This window comes from Bacillus sp. FSL K6-3200 (assembly GCF_038630485.1).
Classification (GTDB): domain Bacteria; phylum Bacillota; class Bacilli; order Bacillales; family Bacillaceae; genus Bacillus; species Bacillus safensis.
In genome coordinates this window covers 1,085,728-1,099,380 of sequence record NZ_CP152032.1, presented here as the reverse complement: position 1 = coordinate 1,099,380, position 13,653 = coordinate 1,085,728, and the positions used below count along the sequence as shown (strand labels likewise).

The window sequence follows — 13,653 nt, the reverse complement described above, 5'->3', positions numbered from 1 at the left end:
TTTATTGTTGATCAAAAGGTGAGACTTTCTCCATCTTGAGGGACAAAAATGACTTGATCTGCATGATGCTCTTGAATGTAAGATTCTAAAGCAGCTCTTGTTAACAAGCAATGATTCACAGCTTCAAGATGACAGGCGACAATTTGAGCTTTTGGCTGAGAACGGTGGATGTCTAAAATTTCTTCCTTGGTCATTGTGATCGGATCACCTTCTAAAAATTGAGCAGCTCCGCTATTGACCACAATGACGTCTGGCTTGCATGTATTCACAACCTCTTTCGGTTCATCACACCAAATGGTATCACCTGCAATATAAAGGGTGGGTTCATCAGGATGAGAGAAAACAAAACCGCTCACCTGTCCCATCCGTTTCGCTGTTTCTCCTGTTCCATGCTGTCCGCCTGTACGTTTAATATGAACGCCGCAAATGTCCATTTCATCTTCAATGCATGTGACATGATTAAATCCAGCTTCTTCAACTTCTTTTCGGTCCTTCTCAGATTGAGTATAAATTGGCCCATCTTGAGCTAATTTCTTTTTTGCCTCATCGTCAAAGTGATCCACATGTAAATGAGTGAGTAAGACGGCATCTGGGTGTAACAGACTGTCTAAATTAATGTTTACAGGAAGCTCCACAATAGGGTTGTTCAAATGTTGATTGGCTGTATGAGGGAACGGTGGATATGTTCCTTTTGCTGCTAAAAAGGGATCGATTAAAAAAGTTGAATGACCATAGTGAAGGTATAAAGTAGCATTGCGAATGAGTGTGATTTTCATAAAAAGGCCTCCTTTTTTTCTGATTAAGTTTACAGTATATTAAAAGAGTTCTATGTGACAGAGGATCATGAAAGTCTTTCATCGGAAGGGCTTGATTTTTGAAAGAGGTGAGCCAATGCTAGATCAAACAGATATGAATATTTTAAAAGAACTATCAAAGAACAGCCGATTAACCATGAAAGCTCTAGGTGAAAAAGTTCATTTAACCGGTCAAGCTGTTGCAAATCGGGTGTTAAAGCTAGAAGAAGAAGGCGTGATTGAAGCATATACCATTTCAATTGATTGGCGGACACAAAAGACGATCCAAACCTTTTTGCAGCTCTATACCCGTAGTCATCATCATGAACCACTTCTGTCGTTTCTTTATGAAAAGGAAGAAATCAAGAATTTGTTCAAAATAAGTGGCGAGGGCTGTTATATGGCTGAAGGACATTTCTCCAGCCATGATGAACTTGATCAGTTTTTAACGGAGCTGACAAATTACGCAAATTACAAACTGTCTATTGCGGTTAAACGTCTCATTCATCAGTAAATAGAAGAGACGCAGGAGGAAAAGGAACGATGCAAAAATTAATCGAAAATCAAGCTGAACCGATGACAAAGGAAAGAATCAAAGCAGACTTGGTTCAACTTGGAGTGAAAAAGGGCATGATTTTATGTGTTCACTCATCTTTATCATCTATCGGCTGGGTAAACGGAGGTGCTGTAGCCGTCATACAAGCATTGATGGAAACCTTAACAGAAGAGGGGACACTGATTATGCCGGCACAAACGTTAGAGCTTTCTGATCCCGCCGATTGGATCGATCCGCCTGTTCCTTATTCATGGTGGAAATCGATCAAAGAAACAATGCCCGCATTTGACCCAGCCTACACGACGCCAACAGCAATGGGAAAGGTGGCGGAAACATTTTGGAAATACCCAGGTGTTGCGAGAAGCAATCATCCTCATTTTTCATTCACAGCCTGGGGAAAAAGAAAACATGAAATTTTGAAACAACATGCGCTATCCTTTGGATTAGGAGAGGATTCGCCTCTTGGCCGCATGTATGATCTTCATGCTCAAGTGCTGCTGATCGGTGCATCATTTGAGAGCATGACAGCTTTTCATCTAGCTGAATACCGAATCCCTCAGCAGGACCTCATGACAAGAGGAGCTCCTATTTTAGAAAATGGGTGGAGGGTATGGAAAGAGTACCAAGATATCATCACAAGAGAAGAACTATTTGAACAGATTGGCTATGATTTTCTGCAATCAGGAGGCATTCATCATCACAGTCACATCGGACTTGCCAATTCCTATTTATTGCCCATGAGAGAATCGGTAGACTATGCGGAAAAGTGGCTTGATCTATACGATCAGTCGTAATCTACACCGTTTGGAAATTTACATAATAAACGTCTTGATCAGGCTGCTGTGAGGTATAGCAAGTAAGCTGATAGTCTCCTTTTGGAATGGAGAAAGACAGCACATTGGCCATGACGCTTGTGATATAAACTTGATCACTTGTATGCGTAAAGGGCACTGTTATGGCTCTATCAACTGAGACTTGGGGCTCGTCGCTATTTAATGTCACAATAATAGACGCTTTTCCATTATTGACCCCTTCAAAGGAAACTCCTTGATCTCCAGTTGCATATCCTTGAAGAATGTCCTCATCTGTCCAATCAATGACAGGTGGTGTTTCGCTTCCGGTGTATACAGTGATTTGGTGGTAGGAGATAGATAGAGAATAAGCTTGGTTCAAGTGATTCATATAAAAAACTCCTTTATTTATGAATTTTTGTTGGAACGTGAATGATTGAAAGAGTGATTCTTGAGGAGAATGTTAGGCAGCAAGACGATTGTCGCCGTCTTGCGCTATTTGTTGTGGGATCTAGATGTGAAATTGCGAGACCATTGCTTTTAAATCTCCTGCTAAATGGGCGAGCGCTTCTGATGAAGCTGTTACTTCTTCCATTGCAGCAAATTGTTCTTCGGTTAAACCGGCTACTTGCTGTGAATGTTCACTCGTTAGTTTAACGCCTTCTGTAATAGAGGCAAAAGACTGTTTCGCATCGTTTGTATAAGCTGCGATTTTTTGTGATGCACTTGATAAATGCTTAATGCCATCTGCCATTTCTCTCATTGACTGCTGGATATCATGAAATGATTCCTCTGTATGAGAGATAAGAACAGTCCCTTGAGCAGCTTCCTCTCTTACTCGTTTGATGGCATTCGTCGAATGAGTCATCTCTTTTTGTATTTCAGAAATGAGGTGGGAAATCATGTTTGATGATGCTTGGGATTCTTCAGCGAGCTTTCTCACTTCATCTGCGACTACAGCAAACCCTTTTCCATGCTCACCTGCCCGTGCTGCTTCAATTGCTGCATTAAGAGCAAGCAGGTTAGTTTGGCTGGCGATATCTGTAATAACTTTGGAAATATGATCAATTTCAGCTGAACGTGTTTCCAACGCTTGAATCGCTGTACCGTTTTCTTCAATTGATTTTGCAATAGACGTCATTTGTGAATGAACTTCACCGATATTGTGTACACCTTTTTGGGCCACTTCTTGTGCGGAGTGACTTCTTGAAGCCATTTGTCCTGCATTTTCAGTGATGTTTGCCAGCTCGTTTGATACTTGAATCATCGTGTGCTCACTGGCTGTCATTTGAGCTGATTGTTCTTCTGATGATTGTGCTACTTCTTGGATCGTGTGGGTGATTTTTTCTGATGCTGCACTCGTTTCTTCTGCGCTAGCTGACAGCTGCTCAGAGGATGTGGCCACTAATTCAGACGTGTTCATGACATTTAAAATGGTTTGATTTAGTTTTTCACGCATCTTATTGAAATGACCAGCCAGGTCAGACAATTCATCACCGGCAGTATCCGTCACATTGATGGTTAAATTACCTTCGCCTGCATTCTTAATGGCAGAAGCCATATGCTTGAGACGTACCTGAATCCGCTTAGTGAAAATAGAAATAATGATGACCGAAACGATCAAACTTAATAAAAGGACGATGACAAATTTTATATAGAATGACTGGAGCATTTGTGAAATCATGCTTTGATTGGCGCCAGTATAAAAAATACCAATTATTTCGCCTGCTTCATTTTTGATTGGCATATAAGCCGTTTGATAATCTTTCCCGGCAACATTTGCAGTGCCGTAATAGTTTTCTCCTTTATCTAAAACAGTGGTCTTCACTTCAGGAGAGACTTCTGTACCTACAGCTCGTTTCCCGTTTAACAAGACATTCGTGGCAACACGGGTATTTCCTTGGAAAATCGTGATGGTATCACCGGTATATTCGGCTAATTGGTCAACCAATGTGTCATGATCATTGATTTGCGTATTTCCTTTGAATAACTTGCCCTCTTTAATCTGCCACGAGCCTGCTACTTTTTCATTCAGGTAGGCGTAGCCTAGTTTTAAATCACCTTTTGCTTTTTCAGTTGCCATTTGCTTGATGTTTTCTGTCATTTCGCGATTCACCACATAACCAACAACCGCGGAAAAGATGATGAGGACACTTAAAAAGATCAGCAAAATTTTGGCACCAAGCCTCAGTTTTCCCTTTTTCTTCATGCTTTTTGACTCCTTTAGGTATAAGGTAGGATATCCCTCCTTAAGGATTATCGGCATGAAAAAAGTGTTTAAAATACCTGCATGCAGTCATATGAAAATTTTTTTAATATAGAAAAGGGAAAGGCTGCTAATCGATGATAAATTGAATTCTTGTGCCATCAGGATCATCTGATAGTTGATGACTTACCCACGAGCCTGCGCCTCTATTATCTGAAGGGCTTACATATTTGACAGAAGCTCCTGTGCCCCCTTCTTTACACATCGCCATTGGCCATTCGTCCCGATCATACCCGCGCTTTGTTGGAACGCCATGTAATGATTGATCTCTCTGCTCATCGCTATGTTTACGGTCAATTGTGCAAATGGACGAATGACCTTCATCAATGGCTTCTTCTATGTGCTTGGCTGTTTCGGGATAGCGATCTGATGGAAAGTGAATGGTTTTGTCATAAGATGAATTCGCTGTCTCTTGTTTCCCTTGCTCCAGCTTGATATAGCCTGTTGCTACACCAATGACAATTAATAAAAGCAAGAGAATGATTTTAAGAAGTTTCATAGATGCTAGCTCTCTTTCTTGTTTGCGTATTTTGTAAACAGAAGTATAGCAGAATTACTTACCAATTTCTCCTGGTTTTGAAAAAACGTCTTTTAAAATTCAAAAAACAGATTTTACACGATTTCTTGATTTTCATTTTTGTAGAAATTCATAAAAATTTTAATTTTGTGGATCATATAACGAATATGTTCATTCAAAAGGGCTTTATCACTGCTTTTTGAGCTAATTTCAAGAATTTAACACACAGAAATTTTAAAAAATTAAAATTGACTAGACCGATCTGCTTTAATAATATGGAGTCAAATATCAAAAAATGTCGTAATTTATCAAAATATGATTCTAATTACATTGTAGGAGGGAAGTACAAATGGCGGATGTCTCATACCGGCTCGGAATAGACATAGGCGGAACATTTACTGATTTATCGCTGATAAATGAGGCAACTGGGGAGTTAACTGAACTCAAGACGCCCACAGTGACAGATGACCCAGCCCAAGGAATTATCAATGGGCTAAATCTTCTAAAAAAAAGAGGTGTTGATTTATCCAAAATCCAATACCTTGTTCACGGAATGACAATCGGTCTTAATACATTATTGCAGCGAAAAGGAGCAGACTTAGCCCTTTTTGTGACGGAAGGCTTTCAAGATATATTGTCACTTCAACGTTTACGATTACCCATTCCTTATGACTTCAATTCTCGTTTGCCAGAACCATTGATACCACGAAAGCATGTATATCCAATCTCTGAAAGGTTGATACACGATGGCACGATCAAAAAACCTCTCCATCTGCAGCAATTAGATGATGCAGTCCAGCATGTTATGTCTAAAAAGTTAGCAGGTATCGTCATTTCTTTTTTACATAGTTATCAAAACCCAGTTCATGAATTACAGGCAAAAGCTTATATCAATCATCATTATCCACAGTTAGAAGTCCTTACCTCATCTGAATTATGGCCTCAAATGAGGGAATACGAGCGTACAGTGATGTCTGTTGTTAATTTGTACATTCAACCAAAGGTGAAACAGTATTTAAAAACATTGAAAAGCCGTTTGAAGGAAGAAGGTGTACCAATTTCTCCATACATTACCCAATCAAATGGTGGTTTAATGGATGCAGAAAGTGCGGCTGCCTCACCTGTTAAGACTCTCTTTTCTGGTCCGGCAGCTGGTGTCATCGGTGCGGCAAGAATTGCAGCATCAGCGAGTGAACCTAACTTGATCACTTTTGATGTCGGGGGAACGAGTGCGGATATCTCGATTATTCAAAATGGACAGCCTACAATGGCTCAATCGAATCAGCTTTCAGGTTTCCCTATTATTCTTCCATCTGTTGCGATGTATTCAATAGGAGCAGGGGGGGGTTCGGTAGCATGGATTGATCAGGGCGGGCTTCTCAAAGCAGGACCGGAATCAGTTGGCTCAAACCCGGGACCAGCTTCGTATGGGAAGGGAGAAAAGGCGGCTTTAACCGATGCGTTTCTCATATGTGGTTATCTCAATCAAGAACGTTTTGCCGGAGGACATTTACAATTACAACTGTCTGCAGCGAAAAAGGCCTTTCAGCCAATTGCTGATCAGCTCAACAGAACGGTTGAAGAGGCGGCTGACCAGCTCATTCAAGTAGCCGTAGCCAATATGTACACAGAATTAAGCAATGTCATGGAGGAGCAAGGGTTTGACCCTAGAGATTTTAGTTTGCTGGCGTTTGGCGGAGCAGGACCGGTTGTGGCGAATTTCCTTGCGAGAGAAATTCATGCGAAAAATGTGGTTGTTCCTCCAAGTCCGGGTACATTATGTGCGTTAGGTGCTTTAACAGCTGATTTTATTCATGATGCGGTGCTGTCTAAGAAAATTTGCTTACAAGACTATTCGATCAACCAACTAAAACAAGATTATGAGATGCTGTCGCGAAAAGCGACTGATTGGGTCAGTCAGCAGAACATTCAGCATATCAATCAGACATCCATTCTATTATTAGCAGACGCACGTTATCAAGGACAGGCATTTGAGATTGAATTGCCATTATCGATTGATTGGCTAAAGCAGGAACAAGATATGCATCAACTCATTGAAGCCTTTCACAAATTGCATCAGCGTCAATATGGTCATAGGGATGATCAGGCAAAAATCGAATTTACGCATTTACGTGTTCGAGTCATAGGCGAGACGCCTCCGCTGCCTTTCTCACCTGTTCATGAAAGCATTGGTCAGTCTTTGAAACCATATGAATATAGACGAATTTTTATAGAAGAAAAAGAATACGAAGCATCGGTTTATAACCGGGATACGCTGTCAGTAGGTTCTATTGTAAATGGGCCTGCCATTATTGAGCAGGATGATACGACAACATTAATTTTGCCAAACTGGACAGGCAGCATTGATCTATCAGGTAACTTAGTGATTTCAAAGGAGGTGGCTTTACATGAGAACTGATCCAGCAAAGCTTGAGATGATGCGCAGTTATTTTAATGCGATTGCATCAGGCATGGGACATGTCATTGAACGAACGTCATTTACGACCTTCGTCAAAGAATCTGCTGACTTTGCGACAGCATTAGCCACGCCTTCTGGAGATTTCTTTGTTTATCCGAAGACAGTAGGTGTGACGATCTTTTTAGGGCTGAGTCTAAGAAAAGCGATTGAAGAAAGCGGGCCGATGCAGCCAGGAGACATTATCATCACAAATGATCCTTATACGACAGATGGCTTGGCGACTCACCTGCCAGATGTCCATATCATTAAGCCGATTTTTGTAGATGGTGAAATTGTCAGCTATGCTTGGTCTTTTGTTCATGTCAGTGATGTGGGTGGACTTGTGCCTTCGAGTATTTCACCGACAGCGACGGATGTTCATCAAGAAGGATTAAGAATTCCGCCAGTAAAAATTTATGAAGGCGGGGAAGAAAATCAGGTCGTACGTACCTTTTTAAGAGCTAACAGCCGCGCGAGTCATTTAAATGATGGTGATATCAATGCGATGATTGCTGCAGTCAATACAGCAGATATTCGGTTAAAAGAAATGATTGAAAAATTTGGAAAAAACGAAGTAAAACAAGGCATGATAGACTTGCTGAAGCAAGCCGAGGATCGTGCTGGAAAGGTCATTGAAGCTATACCGGATGGGACGAGTGAATTTGCTGATTATTTAGATGATGATATGATTTCGGACGTCCCTATTCGGTTGAAAATCAAGCTAACGATCAAAGGGAAACGGCTGACGCTCGATTTTTCTGAGTGTGATCCGCAAGTAAAAACAGCCTTTAACCTTGTCACCAATGGTCAGAAGCACTCCTTTCTTTATCAAGGGTTGATTAATTACATCATTAGTAAGGATCCTTTTATACCGATTAATGGTGGAATAACGTATCCAATTGACGTGGTCTCTCCTAAAGGAACGCTGGTGCACCCAGAATACCCTGCCTCTGTCGGAATTCGGCATTCGATTACAATGAGGCTGTACAATGTCGTGCTAGGCGCCATTGGTAAGCTGTTACCTGAAGCAGTGCCAGCAGCAGGTGCAGGCCAATCTGCCATTGTGGTTCTCTCTGTACCTGATGATCAAACGGGTGGCAGGAAAATGTCCGTTGTTGAACCATTAGGCGGAGGAGGCGGTGCTCAAAATGGTACTGATGGAGTGGACGGTATTGATCATTCATCTGGCTTTTTGAAGAATACCCCAATTGAGAGCTTGGAACAGCATATTGATATTCATGTTCATCGATATGAGCTTCTGCCGGATACAGGTGGAGCTGGTGAAAATCGAGGCGGACATGCGATTGGTTTGGAATTTGAAATGATGAAGCCTGAATCGATGGTGACAGCACGAGGAATGGAACGGATGAAGTTTCAGCCTTGGGGGTTAATGGGCGGCCGAGCAGGAGCGGTTGGTGAGGTCAAGCTGATCACAGCTAATGGTGAGAAACAAGATCAGCCCAAAATAGATGTTCTGAGACTTGAAAAAGGTGATATCGTTCAATTGGTCTCACCAAGTGGAGGCGGCTGGGGGAATCCGTTTGCTAGGAAGAAAGAAAAAGTCCTTCAGGAAGTGGAGGCAGGTCTATTAAGTGAAGAAAGAGCACTGCAGCAATATGGTGTAAAAGTGTATTTAGACCAAAATGAATGGAAGATTGATGAAGTGCAGACGAGCAGGGTACGTGAAAAGGTTGATGATTCTGCATCTGCTGATATGTGGGATTTTGGAGAACAAAGAGCAGCATATGAGAAAGTATGGACGGACGAAGCGAGCAGTGAGTTAGCCGTTCAGCTGCGTTCCTATCCGGCTAATGAACGTACACACTATAAACATGCTGTTCATCAACATTTCAGTCATAGAAATGAGCCATTAACAAAGGAAGATATTACTCAAGCACTTCGTCAAATGAATGGACAAAAAGGGGGAAATGAATCATGAAAAGAAGATTAATCGCTATTTTTGCAGGCATTCTATCAATCGTTTTACTGCTGACCGCTTGTGGTGGAAATGGAAAGGATCAAGGCAAACAGCAGCAGACCGTGATTGTTGGTGTATATGGAGGCGATTGGGAAAAGAATATCAAACCAATCCTTGAAAAGTTCGAAAAAGATACGGGAATTAAAGTGCAAACCGTCTCTGGGGCGGATTCTGAATGGTTTACAAAATTAAAAGCGTCAAATGGTAAAAATCCACCGTATGACTTACTTATTTTACAGCCTGATACCATTCAAAGAGGTATCGCAGCAAACGTTCTTGCGCCTATCGATGAAGATCAAGCACCGAACGTCAAAAAACTTTACCGTTCTGTCCAAAAGAAGCTCACTGTTGATGGAAAACAATATGCAGCAGGCTTTAGTATGGGGCAGCTTGGGATTGCTTATAGAAAAGACCTCGTAAAGCAGGAGCCAAACAGCTGGACTGACCTATGGAGCAGTCAGCTGAAAGGGAAGGTAGCCATTTCATCTCCGACTTATTCAGCCGGTTTACAATTTTTCTCTGCACTTGTTCATGCTCAAGGGGGGGCAGAATCAAATCCTAAGGATATTGATAAAGCATTTAAAAGTCTCGCGCAATTAAAAGGTCATGTAGCTGCTTTTCCAGATAACCCAGGATCGATTCAAACCTTGTTAGAACGTGGCGACGTCGCGGCTGTTCCATATTGGGACGGGCGAGTATTTGCACTTGAAGAAGAAGGAATGGATATTGGTTTCTCATATCCGAAAGAAGGCGCTGTTGCAGCTGTTGCGAGCTGGGCTTTAACGAAGGGAAGTCAGCATGAAGAAGCGGCATACAAACTATTAAACTACTTAAGTGGAAAAGAAGCTCAGGAGGCTTTCTCTGAAAAATCTTATTATGGCATGTCGAATTCTGATGTGAAATACGGTGACAAGATTAAGGGGAAGGTGAAAGTCGGAGAAAACTATTACAGCAAGCTGACTTGGGTAGATTATGAAACAGCGACCTCGGAGCTTGGCAATTGGACTAATCGATGGAACGAAGTATTAGGCGGAGGAAAATAGGTGATCGCATGAGTGGAATTCATTTAGAACACATCAGTCAGCACTTCGGTGAGCAGATTGCTCTCAACGATGTCAGTCTTACGGTGAATGAGGGAGAGTTTTTCTCCCTTCTTGGTCCCAGCGGCTGCGGAAAATCAACGTTATTAAACATCATTGGCGGTTTTTTAGAACCAACAAAAGGCGTCGTCTATATTGGTGATCAGGATGTGACAGCTTTGCCGCCTTACCAAAGAAAAACAGGTATGGTCTTTCAAAGCTATGCACTCTTTCCGCATCTGACTGTATTTGATAATGTAGCGTACGGACTAAAAGTTCAAAAGAAAAAGAAGGCGGAAATCAAAGAGAAGGTGATGGAAAGCTTGTCTCTTGTTCAATTAGAGGCATTTGCGAAACGGATGCCCCACCAATTAAGCGGTGGTCAGCAGCAGCGGGTAGCGATTGCAAGAGCGCTGGCCATTCAGCCGTCTGTTCTCCTTCTTGATGAACCGCTCAGCAACTTAGATGCCAAACTAAGAAAAAACATGCAGACAGAGCTTCGAAATATTCAAAGAAATGTCGGGATTACAACCATTCTTGTGACACATGATCAAGAGGAGGCCTTAAGCCTTTCTGATCGGGTTGGAATTTTAGGAGAGGGGAGAATTCAGCAGATTGGGACGCCTTTAGAGGTGTACCGCCAGCCAAATAATCGATTTGTAGCTGAATTCATCGGACAGGTGAACATCTTTGAGGCCGTGTACAATGAAGCTGATGCTGCATTTACGGTTCCGCATGTAACCCATTCAAACGGTCAGCATCTTCAGCTGCAGGCTGCGGCACATCAAGAGAAGAGGGAAAAGCAATTACTTATGCTACGTCCTGAAAGAGTCAGCATCTCTTCTGAACGGGAGGAAGTAAAGCCGAACCATGTATCAGGCGTGCTGTCAGATGTGAGTTATATCGGGCATTCATTACGTTTGGTTGTGGGGCTTGATAATGGTGAAATCATTGTCCATGCTTCTGATGCCGAATTTCCTGAGCTGCCTAAAGTTGGAGAAATCGTTCATATCCATTGGCAGCCTGAAGATATTGTTTTCTTGGATTCGAAGGTGCATACGTGATGCGAATCAAGAAAAAGAATCAACGATTTCATTGGTTTATGCTGCTGCCAGCCTGTTTGTTTCTTGTTGTATTTCTACTAGCTCCGCTTGTGATGATGCTCGTTCTCAGTTTTCGCGATGTCGATTCGATGATGAATACATTACAAACGTATAGTTTTTCTCAATATATTCATGTGTTCACGACAGATGCATATGTGAAGGCGATTGGAAGTACTGTGTGGGTGGCTTTGCAGACAACGGTGATTTGTTTATTGATGGCATACCCCGCAGCATACTTGCTCGTCAAAGCACCTAATCCGCGTCTGCGGGCATTTTTCTATATCTTACTTGTATCGCCGCTTTTGACAAGTGTTGTGATTCGGACGTTTGCATGGATTGTTCTTCTTTCGCAAAATGGTCTGATCAATGGCATGTTACTAGATTTACATGTGATTGAGAAGCCGCTCTCGATGCTGTGGAATATGAATGCGGTCATTATTGCCTATGTCCAAGTCATGCTGCCATTTGCAGTACTGCCGATCGCAACAAGCTTAACCGATATGGATCGTCACTTAAGACCGGCTTCTATGAGTCTTGGAGCTGGCCGTATTCGAACCTTTTTTCATGTCACCTTACCACTGACCATTCCAGGCATGGTGACTGGCGCGATCATCGTCTTCTCACTGGCAGCAGGAAGTTATATCACCCCGCTGTTAGTCGGCGGACGGATGCAGCCTCTGCTGCCGCTGTCAATTTATCAGCAGGTGATGCAGGTTTATAATCTGCCTCTTGCTGCAGCTATGTCCTTTACATTATTGGTTTGTGTGCTTGTGGTGGTCAGTCTATTAAGCTATTTATTGAAGCGTTGGGAGGCGAGGATGCATGCGTAAAAAGTCAATAGGGGACCGCTTGCTTTCCATCCTGATTTGGACTGCTGGATCTTTGGTTTATCTTTTTTTAACCATACCTGTTCTTGTGATCGTCCTATCTGCTTTTAGTCCAAATGCTTTTCCTGAATTTCCACCGACTTCGTTCTCTGTTCGTTGGTTTCATGAGGTCGTGTCAAATCCAGAATGGATGGAATCTCTTCGGATCAGTGTGATTCTGCTATTCATCGTGACGCCTCTCACGGTTCTTTTAGGGACAATGGCTTCGTATGCTTTAGCCAGGCTTTCCTTTAAGGGAAAGGAGGCTGTCCAAGCTTTCATTCTGTCACCTCTCATGATTCCTCAGGTGGTATTAGGGATTGCTATGCTTTACTTGTTTACGGCTATGGGCTTTACAGGATCTTTGTGGGCGCTCGTTATTGGTCACGTCATCATTGGTTTTCCCTATGTGGTTCGAACGGTAGGCGTAAGTGTTTCGAATTTAGATCCGCGGCTTGAGCTGGCTTCAATGAATCTTGGCGCAGGACCCATTCGTACGTTTTTTCGAGTCACACTGCCTTTGATTAAGCCGGGAATCATTGCAGGCGGAGTGTTTTCAGCGGTGACGTCATTTGGGGAAATATCGATCAGTTTGTTTGTTTCTTCTCCTCAAACCATCACTATTCCCGTCAGGACCTTTAATTACATTGAGCAGACCTTTGATCCGAGTGTCAATGCGATATCTGTCATATTTATTATCATTTCTATCATTGCGCTGCTCATTATTGAGAAAACGATTGGTCTGTCTAAGGTGATGTAAATATAATGAAGAAACAAGGAGTTGTCATTAGAAATGGCAGCTCTTTTTTTGTTGTTTTTACAGTAAAAAAAATCATTTTTTTTAGGGAATGTAGTTCTTAAGATTTAAGAATTTGAGAGGGACGAAAGGAGACCTCTATCCTACATTTTCGGTCATATTTACAAAATTTAAGGGAAAATATGAAATTTTTGCGGTATTTAGTCGATTATTTTCGGTTGAACGCAACTATTATTAGTTATTTTCGGTAAATATCGTCAATTATCAGGTGATCCCTTCGGTATGACGCATGAATCTTTACACCCATTTTTCGGTGAAAAAAACAATATTTTCATATAAAGTGGACGTAAATAGAAAATATCTAGAAGAAAAGAAGAAAAAGGCAAATCTATGGAAACATAGAGACGCAAAGCCATGTCCTAAGGTAAATGATTCTTTTTTTGCTATGGTCGGCAGGCTACCGAATGAAAATGGGAGTCCCTCCGTTT

Annotated in this window: 12 protein-coding genes and 1 riboswitch; of the genes, 8 read left to right on the top strand and 4 right to left on the bottom strand. The window is 42.0% G+C overall.

The window, feature by feature from the left end:
- Positions 1–11: 11 nt before the first annotated feature.
- Positions 12–776, bottom strand: a complete 765-nt coding sequence (locus MHI60_RS05465) for an MBL fold metallo-hydrolase (protein ID WP_144485913.1) — start codon at positions 774–776, stop codon at positions 12–14.
- Between the two features lie 115 nt (positions 777–891).
- Here MHI60_RS05465 and MHI60_RS05460 point away from each other — a divergent pair, with 115 nt between their 5' ends.
- Positions 892–1,308: an Lrp/AsnC family transcriptional regulator gene (locus MHI60_RS05460; protein WP_048238129.1), complete on the top strand. Its 417-nt coding sequence runs from the start codon at positions 892–894 to the stop codon at positions 1,306–1,308.
- 29 nt (positions 1,309–1,337) lie between these two features.
- Positions 1,338–2,144, top strand: coding sequence for an AAC(3) family N-acetyltransferase (locus MHI60_RS05455; protein ID WP_144472859.1), 807 nt, complete (start codon positions 1,338–1,340; stop codon positions 2,142–2,144).
- A 1-nt stretch (position 2,145) separates the two neighbouring features.
- Here MHI60_RS05455 and MHI60_RS05450 read toward each other — a convergent pair whose 3' ends face one another.
- The 3 genes from MHI60_RS05450 to MHI60_RS05440 all read right to left on the bottom strand — a co-directional run bounded on the left by MHI60_RS05450 (position 2,146) and on the right by MHI60_RS05440 (position 4,906).
- Positions 2,146–2,532 (bottom strand): competence protein ComJ, encoded by a 387-nt coding sequence (locus MHI60_RS05450; protein WP_144485911.1) that lies wholly within the window; start codon positions 2,530–2,532, stop codon positions 2,146–2,148.
- A gap of 120 nt (positions 2,533–2,652) precedes the next feature.
- Positions 2,653–4,350, bottom strand: coding sequence for a methyl-accepting chemotaxis protein (locus MHI60_RS05445; RefSeq protein ID WP_144485909.1), 1,698 nt, complete (start codon positions 4,348–4,350; stop codon positions 2,653–2,655).
- 127 nt (positions 4,351–4,477) lie between these two features.
- A complete protein-coding gene (locus MHI60_RS05440) occupies positions 4,478–4,906 on the bottom strand; it encodes a NucA/NucB deoxyribonuclease domain-containing protein (RefSeq protein WP_144472865.1) in 429 nt (142 codons plus the stop codon).
- Between the two features lie 367 nt (positions 4,907–5,273).
- Between MHI60_RS05440 and MHI60_RS05435 the strand changes: the two genes are divergently transcribed.
- Genes MHI60_RS05435 through MHI60_RS05410 form a run of 6 tightly spaced genes read left to right on the top strand, consistent with a single transcriptional unit; the run spans position 5,274 to position 13,168 of the window.
- Complete coding sequence (locus MHI60_RS05435) at positions 5,274–7,343, top strand: hydantoinase/oxoprolinase family protein (RefSeq protein ID WP_144485906.1); 2,070 nt, start codon at positions 5,274–5,276, stop codon at positions 7,341–7,343.
- Positions 7,333–9,321 (top strand): hydantoinase B/oxoprolinase family protein, encoded by a 1,989-nt coding sequence (locus MHI60_RS05430; protein WP_144485904.1) that lies wholly within the window; start codon positions 7,333–7,335, stop codon positions 9,319–9,321. Before MHI60_RS05435 ends, MHI60_RS05430 begins: the two co-directional genes overlap by 11 nt.
- Entirely contained in the window at positions 9,318–10,403 is a 1,086-nt protein-coding gene (locus tag MHI60_RS05425) for an ABC transporter substrate-binding protein (protein ID WP_095407704.1), read from the top strand. The genes MHI60_RS05430 and MHI60_RS05425 overlap by 4 nt, the downstream gene beginning before the upstream one ends.
- A gap of 8 nt (positions 10,404–10,411) precedes the next feature.
- Positions 10,412–11,503: an ABC transporter ATP-binding protein gene (locus MHI60_RS05420; protein ID WP_144485902.1), complete on the top strand. Its 1,092-nt coding sequence runs from the start codon at positions 10,412–10,414 to the stop codon at positions 11,501–11,503.
- On the top strand, positions 11,503–12,372 hold the full coding sequence (locus MHI60_RS05415; protein WP_048238120.1) for an ABC transporter permease: 870 nt from the start codon (positions 11,503–11,505) through the stop codon (positions 12,370–12,372). The genes MHI60_RS05420 and MHI60_RS05415 overlap by 1 nt, the downstream gene beginning before the upstream one ends.
- Positions 12,365–13,168, top strand: a complete 804-nt coding sequence (locus MHI60_RS05410) for an ABC transporter permease (protein ID WP_024424298.1) — start codon at positions 12,365–12,367, stop codon at positions 13,166–13,168. Before MHI60_RS05415 ends, MHI60_RS05410 begins: the two co-directional genes overlap by 8 nt.
- Positions 13,169–13,536: 368 nt before the next feature.
- A riboswitch (cyclic di-GMP riboswitch) is annotated at positions 13,537–13,630 on the top strand.
- Positions 13,631–13,653: the final 23 nt, after the last annotated feature.